Genomic DNA, 15,928 nt, shown 5'->3' with positions numbered 1-15,928 from the left:
TGGACGCTGACCAGGCCCCGGCCACGCCCAAGGTCGACGACACCATCGACGGCATGCTGGTGGTTAACGTTGGGCAGGATCCGGCCAAAGCCACTTGGACTCTGCAGCTCAGGAGACCGTAAACTGAATTGGAACAATCGGCTACAATAGCTGCACCACCTCTACCTGGCGGTTACAGAATGAGCGATGACAACGAGTTGCTGGATCAATTCGCCGTTGAGGCGATGAAGTCTCTGGTCACGGCCGAGGGCGTAGAGCTTCTCAACACCGACACCCGGCATCGGGCAGCGATCGCAAGAACCGCGTACAGCATCGCGGCGGAGATGTTGAAAGAGCGAGAATTGGCTCACAAAGAGCAGGAATGGTCTGCAGTCAATGTTCACGACCTCGTCAAACGCGCAAAGACCAAGTCTTTCCTGCGTCACTTTGGCATATCCACCGTTGCTCAAGCCATGAAGCTATCCCTTCAGGAGCTGCGCAGAACGGAAGGGGTTGGTCCAGCCCTCATTGAAGATTTGCAGCAAGCTTTGAAACCCTACGGTGGTTTACGATCACGCTAGGGCCTGCCGCTACTTGCCCAGCCGACGCGCTGGTTTTTTTACGCCTGGAGAAAAAATGACGACGCGCAAGGGGTGGTCCAAATCACTTTCCGGCTTTGCGCGAGAAGTGGAGTACGCCCTGGACAAACAGCAGGGTGAAATGGTGCTGTTCGCTTTGCAGCAGCTCATTCTTCACTCACCTGTCGATACAGGGGCCTACAAGGGGAGTCATCTGGTTACCGTGAATGGCAGTGACAACTCAGCGGTGCCCGAGCCGGACAAGTCAGGCGCCCGAGTCCGGCGAGATGCCGAGGCTGTTTTGTCAGCCGCCCGGGGCAAGCCCTTCAAAGCTGTGGTCCTTCAGTCAAACATAATCTACGGCGAGAGCCTGGAACATGGGCATTCGCAGCAGGCGCCTCTAGGCGTCTATTCCATTGCCTTCGAATCCTTGCGTGCGAGGTATATCAATTGACCTTCGACGAGATCCGCATCGCTATCGAGTCGCGCATGGTGGCGTGGGATGGCGTGCCCGTGGCCTATGACGGCGCCCCCAGCGGACCGAACGTAGATGCGGCCATCGCCAACCAGGAGCCCTGGGTGCGGCTGACCATCCAGCACGGCGACAGCTTCGTCGCTGGTCTCGGCTCCGAACCCTGCGTTCGCCGCCCCGGGCTGATCATGTGCCAGGTGTTCACCAAGGACAATCAGGGCAGCCGGCAGGCGTACCAGATCGCCGACGCCCTGGCTGCGCACCTGCAGTTCTGGCGTACCGGGCACCTTGAGACGCTCGCCTCGTCAGTGCAGCGCGCGGGCCCCTCTGACGGCTGGTATCAATTGAACGTATCGACACCCTTCCGCGTCGGCTAAACCGCCCCACCGCCCACCTCCGAGCCGCCTTGAGCGGCTTTTTTCATGCCTGGAGAAAATCATGAGCTCAGGTTCTCAGATCGCAACCTACCTCGCTCCCGAGTCCACGCCCGGGGAAACGCCCGATCCGGCGACCTGGGACACTCTGCGCCTCACCGGCAATACCCTGACGCCCAACGTCTCCACCGAGGTCTCTGCCGAGAAACGTGAGACGCGCATGCAGGGCGGCGGCATCATCACCAGCCTCGACTACTCCGGCGACCTGGCTGGCGAGATGAGCGCGGGCACGTTCGACAAGCTGCTCGAGGCAGCCTTCTACGGCACCTGGGCGACTGATGTGCTGGAGATTGGTGCTGACCGCCACACCTTCACCATCGTGAAGGCATTCAAGGACATCGGCGTCTACTCAACCTTCACGGGCGTGCACATCGGCGCTATGCAGCTCGACATCCCCGAAGAAGGCAAAGTGACCTGCAGCTTCACCGGCATGGGCCTCGGCTATGAGGACGGCGAGGCCGACCCGACCGCTGCTGGCACCGTGAATCCTCAAACAACCACCGTAGCGATGGGCTCGGCCACCAGTGTTGGCGACATCCTGGTCGACGGCGCCAAGCTGGCCGGCAAGGCCTGCATCAGCGCCCTTTCCATGTCCATCGACAACACGCTGCAAACACAACGCTGCCTCGGCAAGGCTGGCCCTGGCGCCCTGATTGCCACGTCGGCCAACGTCTCAGGCTCGCTCACTATGGCCTGGAGCAAGGCGGCCTGGAACCAGTGGAAGAAGATGCTGACCCGCGAGGCTATCGGTGTGTCCTTCCCTCTGACCGATGCCGCTGGCAATGAGTACACGTTCGAGCTGCCCGAGATCGAGATCGATGGCGAGCTGCCTGACGGCGATAACGAGTCGATTGTCCAAGTCCAGTTGAACTACACCGCCAAGAACACTCCCATCAAAGTCACCCGCGTGCTGGTATAAGGAATCCCCGATGGCTTTCAATGCAAAACGATACTCACCTGACGCCTTCACTCAGGGCGTTTGGCTAGCAATCATGGGCGGCCAGTTCAAGGTCGCCCGAGCTGGCAATCCCATTTACGAGCAGGCGCTGGAGGAATCCGGTTATCGGAAGAAGATCGAGCCTGCTGAGAAAGAGCGCGCCCTGTACACGGCCATCGCCACCGGCGTTCTTCGAGACTGGAGCGGTGTCGAAGACGACAGCGGCGATCCGATCCCCTACAGCATCGAAAATGCAGTTGAGGTGATGCTGGACAACCCTGATCTGGTGGCACGCATTCTCAGCCAGGCCAACGACCTGTCCAACTTTCGTCGTGAGGACATCGAGGGACAGGGAAAAAAGCCGCGGCAGCGCTCAAATACCGCCTGACAACAGCCGGACGAGAAACCAAGCTCGCCACGATCGCCAAGGCGCTCAATCTCACCAAGCAGGTTGAGCCGCCAGAGATCGACGAGCGCTGCGCCTTCTGGCTGCATCTGTTCGACCTCCTATCCCCTTCAAGGCCTGCCGGCTTCGGTACCATCCAACCCATACCGTTGTCTGAGATGGCTGCCTTGCGCCAGATGATGGTGCTACCCTGCTCAGCGGATGAATTCATCTCTGTCATTCGGGAGATGGACTGGGCATACATGGAAAGCAGGAGTTAGCCCCGCCGCAGCGGGGCTAAGGAACGCGGAAAAGGCTCAGTGGATGGGAAGCAGCCCGTAATTCATCCCGAGACGACGGCGAGAGACCTCCATCAACTCCCCTTTCGCCCGAGCGAGCCGATTGGTGAAGGTCTGCGCCATATCCAGGTGCTCACACATCCGCGATGCGACGGGCGACTCCAGGATGCGCATGGCTTCTTCAATCCGGCTCCCCTTCCACTTAGCGTGTAGGTGGTAGACGTGGCACAAAAGAATGTAGAGGTCGCTCAAGTCTTCGTCGGTGAACGTGGCTGCTCCTGGCTCGCGATCAGCCTCAAGCCAATCGCCCTCTAGCTCGAAGGACTGCACGGCGCCGAGCGCCTCCGTGTAGCGGCTGTCGTCGATCTGATCGTACTTGGCCACGCCGAATCGATCCTTGAGGTGAGTCCAGAGCGTTGAGAACGCTTTGCGGCGCATCGGTTCGGGAACCTGCATCGCTCGCTGCCTGACGGCTTTCTGGAGGCCGTGCTGGTGCTCTGGCGTCAGTCCGGTGCGGGGATTAATGGCGACGCCCTCGCTCCAGTATGCCCAGAGCGCGTCGTCGCACTCGTTTTGGTACTGGATGACCCGAGCCTTGGTGTCTGCGTCCTTGATCTTGTTCGGTGAGATGGTCATAAGCCAGCCGGGAAGCTTGCGCAGCGGGAAGCACGTCACAGAGCGGCGCTGATCATCGCCTGGAAGCTGAATCACCATTTCGGTGATGCAGGACTTGAAGCGCGATTCGTTCAGCTTTCGGTGTTGAGGCTGCCACTTGAGTCCCATGCCTTCCACGATGGTCTTCATCGGTGTGTAGGGCTGCCCGTCGTAATCGACGAGGAACAGGGAGTGACCGTGGAATGGAACGGTGGTGATGGCGGTGCTAGAATCCATAGTGTCTGTACCTTTCGTGAGAGTTTGGTCTGACTTCGAAGCCCTGGGCGCTGCAACGCTCGGGGCTTCCTCGTTACTGCCCCTCGTGGGGTTGCGGGACTGTGTTCCCATGCTTCTTCCTCCATGCGATGCCTTGATCAATCAGCAGCAGCACCTCCTGGGTGAAGCTGCGGCGGGCTGATTTTGCCCATTCGTCGATCTGCTCTCCTCGGCTGCGCTCGATACGAGTGTTGAAGTACTTCTTGCGGGTTTCGGTGGCCATGGGCCTCTCCTGTCTAGTGGATTGCTTATTCAGTCTAAGAGGCACATTTACGCCTTGCAAGTACTTTGCGGCACATGCGCCCAATAGAATCATGTTGACGCCTTGGCGGCAATGATAAAAACTTGACGAGACTCGCTTTTTTTGGAGCCTCGCATGGCGGAAAAAAAATCAGGGACTAGGACGTCGAGCAGCGTCAACGTCTCGCTCAGGCTAGACCCGAAGACCAAATACCTGATCGACCTGCTGGCCAGGGACCAGAAGCGCACAATCACGGGCGTAATTGAGTGGGCGCTTGAGCGGGCGGCAGATCAGGAGCGCTTTGACGTCTCGTCGGGCTACGATGGGCCGTCGTTCCGCGACATGCTGGATGTTCTGTGGTCTACAGACGAGTCGATGCGACTGGTGGCTCTGGCCTTCAATAAGCCATCTCTCCTCGACTATGATGAGATGCGAATATGGGAGACGATCAAGGCATCCCCTGACCTATGGCGAATCGGCAACCCGGCTACCGTCAAGAACCTAGACTTAGCGTTCCTTAACGTAGAGATGGTTCAGGCATACTGGGAGCCGATCATCGACCATGTGGCCCGGCACAAGCATGCATCTTCGATACGTCCATTCAAGCTGACCGACCACGGCGTCAGTGAGGGGGACGTAAAGAAGATGAAGACGGCCTCGCCGGCACCTGATCAAGAAGATTTTGACTCCGAGATCCCGTTCTAGTCGTCACAACGCACGGAGGCATCATGAAAAAGAAGCATGCGCCCTACTATCGCGACTACAGCGAAGCTCACCGAACTTTCCATGACGTTACCTCGGAAACCGCCGGATTGCGGATCAAAGACAAGCTGAATGGTTTCGTGCCCGAAGACCTTGTTGAGAAACTGGAGGAGGAGCGCAAACTGCTTGCTGAGATAAAGAGCCTAACGCCCAGTGACGGTGAGGCCTTGATCGAGAAGATCATCTCTGCGGCTGAGGAAAATGGTGCAGTCGTCGAAAAGAAGGTAGAGAACGAAATCCCCCGCGACGGTCAGCCAGCGCGCCGCTACATCATTGCCAAGTTTTTTGACTCAAGCACGTTGATGGCCCGCATGTCTCTATGGATCGGAGATCAGTACGCCCGTATATACTTCGAGGCAGTGCGGAAAAATACCCGTGCTGGTGAGGATGGCGAGGGCTTGTCATGAAGGGGTGTATTGTCCCCGCGGTAGTCGCGATGGCTCTAACAGGTTGCGGTGGGGGCTCGATTAGCGAGGAAGAGGCCGCATCTATTGCGGCTTTGTCACAAGACGCAGAGAAGTACAAAGATGCTTTTACCGAAGCCATCCGCGAACTAAGCGGAAGAGATGACTGTGATGCTGAGGTGATGCGGAATAATGGCGGATTCTCCCGAGTAGCCGGGGAGCCATATTACTTCATGTTCTGTGGCGAACCTCAGAACATTTCGCGCAGATGGTATCTAGACCCGTCGTCAGGCGAGTTAACCCGGTTTAAGGCTGAACTCTAGCCATCCTCCCGAAAACCATAAGGCCCGCTATGAGCGGGCCTTTTTTATGCTTGGAGATTGTGATGCCTTATTCCAGCCGCCTTGAGCTGGTGATCGACAGCCGCAGCGGTGAGCGGTCATTAAAGCGCGTGGAACGTGGGCTGGTCGATGTCGATCGGGCTGGAGATCGAGCTACCGGGAGCCTCAGCGGAGTGACGGCGGAGGCGTCCCGGCTTCGCGGCGTTGCACTTGCGGCATCCGGGGCGCTGACCGGTCTCGTTGGCGCTGCCAGTGCCGGCGAGGTGATCCGATATGCCGATGCTTGGTCCAACACCACAAATCAGATTCGCCAGGTGACCAGCTCTAGCGACGAGCTTGCCAAGACACAGCGCGAGCTACTCCAGATCGCTAACGACTCGCGCTCGGCCTACGAGTCAACCGTCGATCTGTATACCCGCCTAGAGAAATCAACCCAAGGGCTGGGCATTTCCAGCGAGCGCCTGCTCGGAATTACCGACTCCATCAACAAGTCGTTCGCGCTGTCCGGCGCTACTGCGGATGAGTCTGCCGGCGCTATCACTCAGCTTGCTCAGGGCCTGGCTGCTGGGGCGCTTCGCGGTGATGAATTTAACTCTGTTGCTGAGCAAGCGCCGGAGATCATGAGGGCCATCTCTGACTCTCTCGACATGACCACTGGTGAGCTGAAAGACTTTGCCGCTGAGGGCGGCATCACTGCCCAGGTCATCATCGACGCCATGGAGGGCGCAGCGGCCAGTATCGACCAGGCGTTTGGCCAGTCGATTGCAACGTTTGGCCAGAAAATGGCTGTGTCACGAAACAAAATTGTCGAATGGGTGGGAGCGAGCGAAGGGCTGAACGACGCTGTCGGGCTCGCAGGTGATGCCATTGTTGGCCTATCGGACAACATAGACACGCTGGTGGATGGTGCGCAGTTTTTGGCCGTGCTGATGGCGGGCCGCTTGTCCGGGTCATTGGCAACTGCTACCGCCGCCAAGCTGTCCGCCCTGGGACAGACCCTCGCTTACCAGGCCGCTCTCGCCCGCTTGGCAGGCGTCAGTGGTACAGCGGCTACTGCACAGCTTGCGATGGGCGCCGCGGTGAGGACCGCAACGGGTGCGATGGCACTGCTTGGCGGCCCAGTAGGCGCAGCCGTTGTGGCGGCCGGAGGCATCTACTACTTCCGAGAAGAACTGGGCCTAGTGCAGCCTAAAATTGAGTCAGTCACCTCAACTGTTGATGCGCTGACAGACTCAATCAACATGAACAGCGAAGCAGCGCTCAAGAACGGCATATCCAAGCTCTCGGCTGATATCGCAGACCTACAGCGAGCTGCGCAGACAGCGCGAGCGGAACGAGACGCCATCCAAATGCAAGGCCCTGGGCCGGGCTATGTCGGCATCGGCCCAGGCGCTGGCCCGGGGCGGAATCAGGCAGTGGAAGCCGTGCGGCAAATCGAAACAGAGATTGCCAGCTACGACGAGGCTGTTGTCCAGCTTGAGAATCGCCTGGAATCGCTGGGCGAAAGCAGCATAAAGCCCACCAACAGCTTAAGAGCCCTGGCTGAGAGCACAGATGAAGCAGACAAAGCCACAAAAGAGCTCGCCGAGTCCCAGCAGCGCCTGATCGATCGCTTATTCCCCCTTGAAGCTGCCCACCGGCAGTTTCGGGAGGAAATGGATCTTCTCGACCTCAAAGCTGCCGCTGACAACACATTTCGCCTTGCTGAGGCCCAGGAGCGACTGCGCACACAGTATTCCGTAGAGCTGACCGGCGGCTTCATGGAACAGATCGCCACCGGCGGGCTGGCGGAGAAGGTCAAGGAGACTGACGACCTCACTCGGGATCTCGGGTTGACCTTCTCCAGCGCGTTCGAGGACGCCATCGTGGGCGGAGAGGGCTTCCGGGACGTCTTGGCCGGAATTGCCGAGGACATTCAGCGCTTGCTGATCCGAAAGTCCATCACGGAGCCTGCGGCAGAGGCTATCGGCGGCTTCGACTGGGCCGGCCTCATTGGTGGCGCCCTGGGCGGCGGCGCGGCCTCGGCTGCATCCTATGGGGGCTCTGGGTGGGCTGGCAGCGCCACATCTTTGGTCGGCCAGGCGCACGACGGGATTGATCGCGTTCCTAAATCGGGCACGTGGAACCTGGAGAAAGGTGAGCGGGTAGTCACGGAATCCACCAGCAGCAAGCTCGATCGAACGCTCGACAAGGTTCAACGAGACTCAGGCGGTAGCACCGTCGTCCAAGTGATCGACCAACGACAAGGTGGTGAGCGGGCGCAAGTGCAGGAAACTACGTCCAGCGATGGGCAGCGTCAGGTCAAAGTGCTTATCCGAGATCAAGTGCAGAACATGATCAACGACGGCACCTTTGATCGGGCATTTGGCAACGCTTATGGATTCCGGCGCCAGGCAACAGGACGAGGCTAAAACATGGCAAACCCTCAATGGCCGGCATCTCTACCGGACAAGGTGCAGGCTTCCAATTATCAAGAGCGTCCACCCAACAGAGTGCTCAGCTCCACCATGGATGTGGGGCCTGTCAAAACTCGTTTGAGAGACAAGGCGGCTGCAGCTCCACTTCCGGTCACCATGGTCATGACGTCAGAGCAGGTCGATACGTTCGAACAGTTCTTTGAGGACGACATTCTGTGGGGTGTTTTGCCTTTTGATGCGACGCATCCGCGCAAGCGAACGCCTATCACCGTACTTCTTGCTGGAGAAGAGAAGTACACCCTCACCCCAATTGGCGGCGGCGCTGACTACTGGCGTGTCTCCATGAACTGGTCAATTCAACCGTAGGACTACCGATGCCGAACAGAAGCCTATCTGCTGAGGCGATGCGAGACCTGTTCTCACAGCACGCCGGATCCGCTCTGCTAGCACTGGCAGTGTTTCGTCATCCAGACCTTGCAGAGCCGATCAGAATCACCAATAGCACTACCACGCTGCAGTTTGAGGGGGATACCTACATTGGCCTGCCCTTCCAGCTAAACCTTCCGGACGATGTAGAGGAGAGAATCCCCAACCTTCAGATGGAAGTAGACAACGTTGAGAGGACGCTCGTTGAGATCCTTCGGAGCGTGGACTCACCGCCTGAGGTTGAGATGACCATCGTGAGAGTGAGTGCCCAGGGCAGCATATCAAAGGAGATTGGCCCGCTTCCCTTTACTCTGCTCTCGCATGACATCAGTCCCGCCACCATCTCCATGGAAATCGGCTACGCCACCGACATCCTTAACGAGCCCGCCACACAGGACATCTTCAACCCTGGCTTATCTCCGGGGCTGTTCTGATGCTGGATGTCAGCGAGTACATAGGGATCCCGTATCTCGTGGGCGGCAGGGGCCCGCATTTGGACTGCTGGGGGCTGGTGCGACTCGTCTATCGCCAAAGACTAGGCGTAGACCTTCCATCCATGAATGGCTATCAGGAAACCCTTAACGAGCAGACCTCCAGCCTCATCGAAGGCGGAAAGTGCGACTGGTCGCCAACTGATCACCCCCAGCCATATGACGTAGTCCTGTTCAACATTTCAGGAATGGTAAACCACATCGGCCTGGTGATCGCCTCCGGGTGGATGCTTCATACCACCCATGGCGCAAACTCTCGCAGAGAGCAGTACACACGACCTCTCTGGAAAACACGCATTGAAGGATTCTACCGGCATGATCACTATCGTTGCGCGGCCAAGCCCCCTGTCGACTGACGCCTACATTGCAGAGGTGCCAAATGGTTCCAGCCTCGCTGGGCTCTTCGGTGATCTTCCAGAGTGCATCATCGCCCAGGTAGAGGGCCGGGTGCTTGAGAGGGATCAGTGGTGTGATGCTCTCGCCGATGGCGCGCATGTCTGCCTGTACTCCACTCCAGAAGGAGACGGCATTGGACGAGCCATAGCGATGATCGCGGTTGCGGTAGTCGCTGCATATGCTGCGCCTGCTCTGATCGGGGCCACGAGTCTGACCGGGGGAGCTGCGCTCGCTGGGCAAGCCGCAGTGGGGGCGGCCATCACGTTCGCCGGCTCAATGGCTGTGAACGCTTTAATTCCGCCCAAGATGCCGAGCAATCCCTCTGTACAGTCACCAAACGTCAGGCAGTCCATCACCGGCACACAGAACCGTGCCGACCCCTATGGGGTGGTGCCGAGAACGTATGGCCACCCACGCTGGTATCCCAAACTGGCTGCGAACCCTATTACAGAGATCGCCGGCAACGACCAATACCTGCGAATGGTGCTGTGCCTGGGATATGGACCTCTGGAAGTAGCCGGTCATCGCGTCGGGGACGGCTACCCTGTGCTCAACCAGAATGCTGAAATTGGAAACGCCATCCGTATTGGCGAAACCAACATCTCCGATTATGAGGACGTAGAGTGGGAAATCGGCACAGCCGACAGCATCCAGCTCGACTACGCCAATATTGATGAAGAAGCCGTGGGTGCAGCGCTGAACCGGGTGGGGAGCCTTGATGAAGATCGCTGGGTCAGTGATGGCAATAGCGTCCAGCGTACCACCGCCGCTAACACGAGAGAGATTAGCCTTGACCTGGTTTTTGCGCAGGGCCTGTTCTCCATAAACGATAACGGCAATACGTCCAAGACCGAAGTCAAGTTCAGGGTGGAGTACCGCGAAGTAGGTGCGAATACCTGGCGCCTTCAGGATTCAGAATGGTTGATCAAAGGACCGACCAAGGATACCAAGCGTGTTAACAAGCGCTGGAGGGTGTCGGAGGGACAGTATGAAGTGCTGGTCACGCGCGTAGCCTCCTATCACGGCGGGGTGGAAGCCGTCTACACAGACTGCCAATGGTCTGTGCTCCGGTCGTTTCAGGGTGGCCCCTCTTACAAAGGTAATCACGTCCTCATGGGCTTGAGGATCCGCGCCACGGATCAGTTGAATGGTGTCATTGATCAGCTCAACGTAAAGACGCAGGCGGTGCTGCGTGTCTACGATGGCTCGTCCTTCTCTCTGCAGGCCACGAGCAACCCAGCCTGGGCCTACCTTGACGCTATGACGGGCGTGCAAGTTGGCAAGCCTGTGCAAGACTATCAGGTAGATATTCAGTCAATCCGAGAGTGGGCTATCTGGTGTGACCTTCAGGGGCTTCGCTACAGCTGGGTTCATGACACCAGTGAAACGGTCATGGAACGCGCCCGAGTTATCGCAACTAGTGGCCAGGCATCCTTCAGCCTACAAGACGGCAAATTCGGCGTCGTCCGTGATGATCCCGAGGCGCCCGAAATTCAGGTGATCACACCACGCAATGCGACTGGCCTGAGCTCCCAGAAATCCTACAAGAATCTTCCACATGCACTGCGCGTGAAGTATATCGACTCGGATACCTGGTCCGATGCAGAGCGCATCGTCTATGCGCCCGGCTACAACGAGAGCAACGCAACACGCTTCGAGGACTTCGAAACCCAGGGCGTAGAGGGCGCTGAGGAGGCATGGCACCACGGCCAGTACTACATGCGCCAAGCCATCCTCAGGCCCGAAACCTTTCGTGTGGGGATGGACTGGGAGAACCTGGCTGTCGTCAGAGGAAATCGCGCAAGGCTAGCCTATGACTCCATAAAAGTAGGGCTTGGCTGGGGGCGAGTGAAGTCTGTCTCTGGTGACACCGTCACGCTTGATAGTGAGGTTCAGTACGAAACATCTCGCGTCTATGGCTTGCGGGTTCGCCATGAAAATGGCGATATCGACGTCTATGCCGTTACCGGTGAGGAGATTGGAAGCACGCGGGTCCTCGAGGTTGTTGGCGACAGTCACTCAATCAAGGTTGGGGAGCTGTTCGCTTATGGCGAGATGGGTAAGGACACCATCGACTGCAAAATCACCAACGTTCAAGCAGGCGCTGACTTTACTGCAGATGTCACGATGGTAGCCGCGGCAACCAATATCTATGACTTCAGCCAAGCGCCAATTTATGACCCGGGCATCACTAACCCGATACCGATCGACCAGATACCACCCCCGATTCCTGCCATTACCACAGTGCGTGGCGATCAGTCGGCTGCGTTCCAGAACCCTGACGGCTCATTCAAGACCTTAATCCGGGTGGGATACTCGTTCTCAGCCCAGGTGGGGCTGCCTTCCTTGCAGGTAGAGGCACGTTACCGCGTGGTTGGCGATGAAGCATGGATGAAGGCAGGGCCTTTCGTGGCCTCAGGAAACCTGACGATCGACAACGTCAGCGACGAACAGAGGTATGAAATTCAGCTGCGCGCGCGCAACGGCCAGTTATTCTCTCCGTGGTCCCAGCAGGTAGCCTTTGACGCTATCGGTCAGCAAGTGTCGCGACCAACAAGCGTAGAGATCGATGAACACACTTTCGAGATCGTGATTCAGCCCAAAGGCATCTATCCGGACGCGAAGTGGCAGGTCTACTGGTCTCAAACGCCGCTGGCCGAGGGGGATATTGTCTCTGTTGGAAACCTGCTTGGCATTGGCTCGTCCTTTGTTCACACAGGCCTAACCCCTGATACCACGTACTACTACTACGTTCGGGGATGGAGTGCGAACTACACATCCGCGTGGTTCAGTGCCCAGGGAACGACGGATAACGATCCGACCGTCATCATGGGGCTTATCAGCGGAGAGATTAAGCAGTCAGACCTGTGGCCAGAGCTTTCCGACGAGGTTGATAAAATCCCGGCCCTGGAGCGAGAGGCAGAGCTGGATGGTCTGCTTGAGTCCATCACCAGTTCGGTCTCAGTCGTTCAAAATGCGGCGGGCGGATCGGCCTACCAGATGGAGGTGGTCAACCGTGTATCGGATACAGCGGCCACTGCCACAAGGATCGAGACACTGCAGGCGACCCTGGGCAGCGACATCGCCAGTGTCCAAGAGCAAGCCCAGGCCAGCATCGACCAGCAGGCAGGTCGCATCAACGCGATGTGGACTCTGCGGGTGGACGCAAATGGGCTCGTGGGCGGAATCGGGCTGGCGAATGACGGCCAAGAGGTCAGCTTTATCGTCCGAGCCGATACGTTTGCCGTGGCGCCGCCTGGTCTCCCGGACAACGAAGTCATTCCGTTCTTCACACAGGGAAGCCAGACATTCATCAAAGAGGCGATGATCTCTGAGCTTCTGTTCACGAAGCTGCGTGCCGGCGACGGTTCTCTAGTGTTCAAGAACGGCAAGCTGCAGGCCGAATACATCGAAGTGGATCAGATCGTTCCCAAGGAAATCATTTCCTCAGTGACTGTCAACGGAAGGCCCGCATACGCCTTCCGGGAAAACGGCACCTTCGAGCTCAATTCATCGGCAAGCGGTGGACGAATCGTGCAGAACGGCGATGGCATTCGGGTCTACAACTCCAGTGGAAGACTGCTGGTCAGAATGGGGATGTGGTAATGGGTTCTGGACTGCAGGCGTGGCACAGCAGCACCGGGGCAAAAACGCTGGACGTGACCGACCGGCTAACCCGAGTGCTGGGATACAAGTACTTCCCATGGACATCGCGAAGCTACGACACAATCCCCTCTGGATATAACGGCAGCACGACGCACTCGCTACTAACAAATGGGGCTCCGTTCTACTTCTTTGCACCCGGGTCGATCGCTCAACGCTTCTACGACGGCTGGCCGCCACCGGTGCCTCAAATCAGCTTCTCTGGTGACAGGATCTCATGGACTTGGGATGTGGGTGCTTTAAATGCCTGGCAGAGCAGCTCCGGGTCGTTTGGAGGTGGATCTAATGTCGGTGATTTGTACCTCTACTTTGGAGTTTACTGATGGCTGCGGGCTTTCAGGTATTTGCCGCTGATGGGCAGACCTTGCAGGTTGATGGAGAGTACATCAACTTCAGCCTGAGGAAATCAGGTACCATCAGCTCCTCGATGATTAAGGCCAACGGACTTGGGGGATATCATTGCTGTATCGATATTACCGGGTTCAATAACCCAACAGTGGCTTACATCGCGAGCGGTTCTGGTAACAGATGTAGCATGGAAGTCATTCGACCAGAAGGAACATACCTCGGGGGATACGTAGGGGGGCGCTCTTACGTTCGGTTCACATTCGATGATAGCAGCGCGTCAGTGACTTACTACATCTTCGATCAGTGGACAGCTCCAAGAGGGAATAGTGGGGTCGAGGTCTTCAATGACAGCGGCCAGGTCGTCTTCCACAGCGATTGGTACACAATGCAGGTGCGGGGCGTCATCAATGTCCCGGCAAACAGACCGAGAATCGTGAACCTTTCATCAGGCGGCGATCCAGAGACGTTCACCGTTGGCTCCATAGTGGCGGGCACCGCCATCATGCCCACGTTTTGCAGGCTATACACTGTGGCACCCTACCAGGATATACCGGTCACGTATAAATCAGGGTTTTGGACGTCTGGCAACACTCTCTATACGAGATACATAGCTGCTGGAGAATACGGGAATAGCCAGGGCTGGAACTACAATGATGATTGGGCCATGCCCATACTCATGGTAGATATCTCGGTTTGCCCCGTACCTTATGGGTAAGTTTCAGCTTCGCGCACACAGCCTAGCTGCTCTCCACGAACTTGAGCCCTCAGCTGGCGTGAGGCAAAACCACGCCTCCACCACATGTACTACACAACCAGAATTTCCACCAAAGCAGGTGTATCATGGCATACGAATCCGTTGAGGACGCAAATCAGCAGACCCTTGAGACGCTGACGGAGCTGGAGCGCAGAGCCCGTGAGCTCGTCAACATTCTTAAGGGCGGAATTGACGTTGGCCAGTCGGGCACCCTGGGTGACTTGGCGCTTCTGGATACACTGAGCGCGTCGCCTGTGGGTAATGCTGCCATGCTTCGTAGTAATATAGGGTTAGGCACTGCGGCGACAGCTTCCGTAGGCACTGGTGCGAACGACGTTCCCAAAACATCACAGGCCGATGCGCGTTATGCGCGGTTGTCAGCAGCGAATAATTTCGACACGATGCCCGCTGTAGCTGGCTCACCGCTAATTGAGTCTGATAGCAACAGCAATGGCGGGTGGGTGCGCTTTGCTGATGGGACCCAAATCTGCTCACGAATCGCCACCGGAAGAGATATAGATATCTCGAACACAGCTGGAGCTATTTACCGCACGCCATCACAAGGAACGTGGAACTTCCCAGCTTCTTTTATTGATGAACCAGCAGGAGATGTGACCGCTACTGGATCAGGGTCGCTATTCTGGTCGAGCGTAACAACCAGTAATGGGTCAGGCGCCAGAATGGACTTTTACTACGTAAGTTACAGCTCTGGGGTGCGAGAAAGTTGTGTTGAAAGGTTTTTCGCAAAAGGAAGGTGGAAAGCATGATAAAGATTACATTTTTAGCAGTACCCGATGCTCCCGACAGCTACGAGATAGACGGCCTTGTTTTGACTGCTAAAAAAGGTAGCGAAGAAAAAGAGTATGACTTCGGCGAATTTCCGACCAATGGTCATTACTTGCACGCAGCACCGATGAGTGATGGGACCCCCGTTATTTTTGGTGCAACAAGGCCAGGAGGTGTTCTCCACGTTGTCCTCGGCCAAGCAGTGATTGCAGGACAGTATCCGGAACATAAGGCCCACTGGCGAGAGTCGCCCACCATCGACGCAGAGGACTACGATCCCGACACCTGCTACGTCATTCCCACTGGCATGGCAGGCGTAGACGACTACGAAATCGTGCAGGGCGTGGATGTTGCCGGCAACACCGGCTGGACGGTACGCAAGAAGGAGATGGCTGATGGGTAACGTGTACTGGATACCGCCCAAGACAGAGGCAGAGAAGCTGGAGGATGCGCGACAAACTGCCATGCGACGTATCAACTCAGCCTATGAGGCCGAGCTCGCCAGCATTCGCAGCGAGTATCCAGAGTCAGAGCAGATGACCTGGGACAAGCAGGAGCGAGAGGCGCGGGCATTCCTGGCTGACTCTGGCACTGCCACGCCCCTACTGGATGCTATGGCCACTGGCCGGGGAATGGACAAGACCGAGCTAGCGACACGGATCATCGCCAAAGCCGATGCCTGGATGCAGGCAAGCGGCCTGGCAACAGGGAAGCGCCAGGCTCTTGAGGACCAGGTAAAGGCCGCTGAGACGGTAGAGGCCGTTGAGGCGATCAGCTGGGAGTGAAGTGAGAGCCAAGGATGGCGTTCAACACGACCTGCCATAGGGTAGCCCATGGCGTGCTACCATCTCCTCTAGAACAGCCTCCCACCCAAGCCTAGCCGAC

18 protein-coding genes are annotated in these 15,928 nt (G+C 57.4%); 16 read left to right on the top strand and 2 right to left on the bottom strand.

From position 1 onward, the window contains the following. Positions 1–179 precede the first annotated feature (179 nt). The 5 genes from NH448_RS14960 to NH448_RS14940 all read left to right on the top strand — a co-directional run bounded on the left by NH448_RS14960 (position 180) and on the right by NH448_RS14940 (position 2,788). Positions 180–560 carry a hypothetical protein gene (locus NH448_RS14960; protein WP_253028945.1) on the top strand — a complete coding sequence of 127 codons (381 nt, stop codon included), beginning with the start codon at positions 180–182 and terminating at the stop codon, positions 558–560. A gap of 55 nt (positions 561–615) precedes the next feature. Further along, on the top strand, positions 616–1,011 hold the full coding sequence (locus NH448_RS14955) for a hypothetical protein (protein ID WP_253028944.1): 396 nt from the start codon (positions 616–618) through the stop codon (positions 1,009–1,011). Next, positions 1,008–1,406: a phage tail terminator-like protein gene (locus NH448_RS14950; protein WP_253028943.1), complete on the top strand. Its 399-nt coding sequence runs from the start codon at positions 1,008–1,010 to the stop codon at positions 1,404–1,406. The genes NH448_RS14955 and NH448_RS14950 overlap by 4 nt, the downstream gene beginning before the upstream one ends. 61 nt (positions 1,407–1,467) lie before the next feature. Then, positions 1,468–2,382: a phage tail tube protein gene (locus NH448_RS14945; RefSeq protein WP_253028942.1), complete on the top strand. Its 915-nt coding sequence runs from the start codon at positions 1,468–1,470 to the stop codon at positions 2,380–2,382. A 10-nt stretch (positions 2,383–2,392) separates the two neighbouring features. After that, entirely contained in the window at positions 2,393–2,788 is a 396-nt protein-coding gene (locus tag NH448_RS14940; RefSeq protein ID WP_157033152.1) for a hypothetical protein, read from the top strand. Positions 2,789–3,102: 314 nt separating this feature from the next. Here the strand turns inward: NH448_RS14940 and NH448_RS14935 are convergent, their stop codons facing one another. Further along, on the bottom strand, positions 3,103–3,975 hold the full coding sequence (locus NH448_RS14935) for a phage antirepressor N-terminal domain-containing protein (protein WP_052704563.1): 873 nt from the start codon (positions 3,973–3,975) through the stop codon (positions 3,103–3,105). Between the two features lie 73 nt (positions 3,976–4,048). Then, a complete protein-coding gene (locus NH448_RS14930; RefSeq protein ID WP_045995177.1) occupies positions 4,049–4,237 on the bottom strand; it encodes a hypothetical protein in 189 nt (62 codons plus the stop codon). Positions 4,238–4,390: 153 nt separating this feature from the next. Here NH448_RS14930 and NH448_RS14925 point away from each other — a divergent pair, with 153 nt between their 5' ends. The 11 genes from NH448_RS14925 (at position 4,391) to NH448_RS14880 (ending at position 15,828) form a co-directional block, all read left to right on the top strand. Continuing rightward, positions 4,391–4,960 carry a hypothetical protein gene (locus NH448_RS14925; RefSeq protein WP_052704562.1) on the top strand — a complete coding sequence of 190 codons (570 nt, stop codon included), beginning with the start codon at positions 4,391–4,393 and terminating at the stop codon, positions 4,958–4,960. Between the two features lie 23 nt (positions 4,961–4,983). Next, positions 4,984–5,424: a hypothetical protein gene (locus NH448_RS14920; RefSeq protein ID WP_045995176.1), complete on the top strand. Its 441-nt coding sequence runs from the start codon at positions 4,984–4,986 to the stop codon at positions 5,422–5,424. Positions 5,425–5,806: 382 nt separating this feature from the next. Further along, entirely contained in the window at positions 5,807–8,173 is a 2,367-nt protein-coding gene (locus NH448_RS14915; RefSeq protein ID WP_253028941.1) for a tape measure protein, read from the top strand. Between the two features lie 3 nt (positions 8,174–8,176). Further along, positions 8,177–8,545 (top strand): hypothetical protein, encoded by a 369-nt coding sequence (locus NH448_RS14910; protein ID WP_253028940.1) that lies wholly within the window; start codon positions 8,177–8,179, stop codon positions 8,543–8,545. A gap of 8 nt (positions 8,546–8,553) precedes the next feature. Further along, positions 8,554–9,039, top strand: a complete 486-nt coding sequence (locus NH448_RS14905; protein ID WP_253028939.1) for a DUF1833 family protein — start codon at positions 8,554–8,556, stop codon at positions 9,037–9,039. Further along, positions 9,039–9,452, top strand: a complete 414-nt coding sequence (locus tag NH448_RS23695) for an NlpC/P60 family protein (protein ID WP_366078342.1) — start codon at positions 9,039–9,041, stop codon at positions 9,450–9,452. The genes NH448_RS14905 and NH448_RS23695 overlap by 1 nt, the downstream gene beginning before the upstream one ends. Beyond that, positions 9,412–13,098, top strand: coding sequence for a host specificity factor TipJ family phage tail protein (locus NH448_RS14900; RefSeq protein WP_253028938.1), 3,687 nt, complete (start codon positions 9,412–9,414; stop codon positions 13,096–13,098). The genes NH448_RS23695 and NH448_RS14900 overlap by 41 nt, the downstream gene beginning before the upstream one ends. A gap of 379 nt (positions 13,099–13,477) precedes the next feature. Next, positions 13,478–14,218, top strand: a complete 741-nt coding sequence (locus NH448_RS14895; protein ID WP_253028937.1) for a hypothetical protein — start codon at positions 13,478–13,480, stop codon at positions 14,216–14,218. Between the two features lie 125 nt (positions 14,219–14,343). Next, on the top strand, positions 14,344–15,024 hold the full coding sequence (locus NH448_RS14890) for a hypothetical protein (RefSeq protein WP_253028936.1): 681 nt from the start codon (positions 14,344–14,346) through the stop codon (positions 15,022–15,024). Further along, on the top strand, positions 15,021–15,446 hold the full coding sequence (locus tag NH448_RS14885; RefSeq protein ID WP_253028935.1) for a hypothetical protein: 426 nt from the start codon (positions 15,021–15,023) through the stop codon (positions 15,444–15,446). The genes NH448_RS14890 and NH448_RS14885 overlap by 4 nt, the downstream gene beginning before the upstream one ends. Continuing rightward, positions 15,439–15,828, top strand: a complete 390-nt coding sequence (locus NH448_RS14880) for a hypothetical protein (protein ID WP_253028934.1) — start codon at positions 15,439–15,441, stop codon at positions 15,826–15,828. The genes NH448_RS14885 and NH448_RS14880 overlap by 8 nt, the downstream gene beginning before the upstream one ends. Positions 15,829–15,928: the final 100 nt, after the last annotated feature.

It is taken from the genome of Halomonas sp. OfavH-34-E (assembly GCF_024124525.1).
Lineage (GTDB): Bacteria > Pseudomonadota > Gammaproteobacteria > Pseudomonadales > Halomonadaceae > Halomonas > Halomonas litopenaei.
Note: the sequence above shows the minus strand (reverse complement) of the source record. Positions and strands in the feature narration are given on the sequence as shown.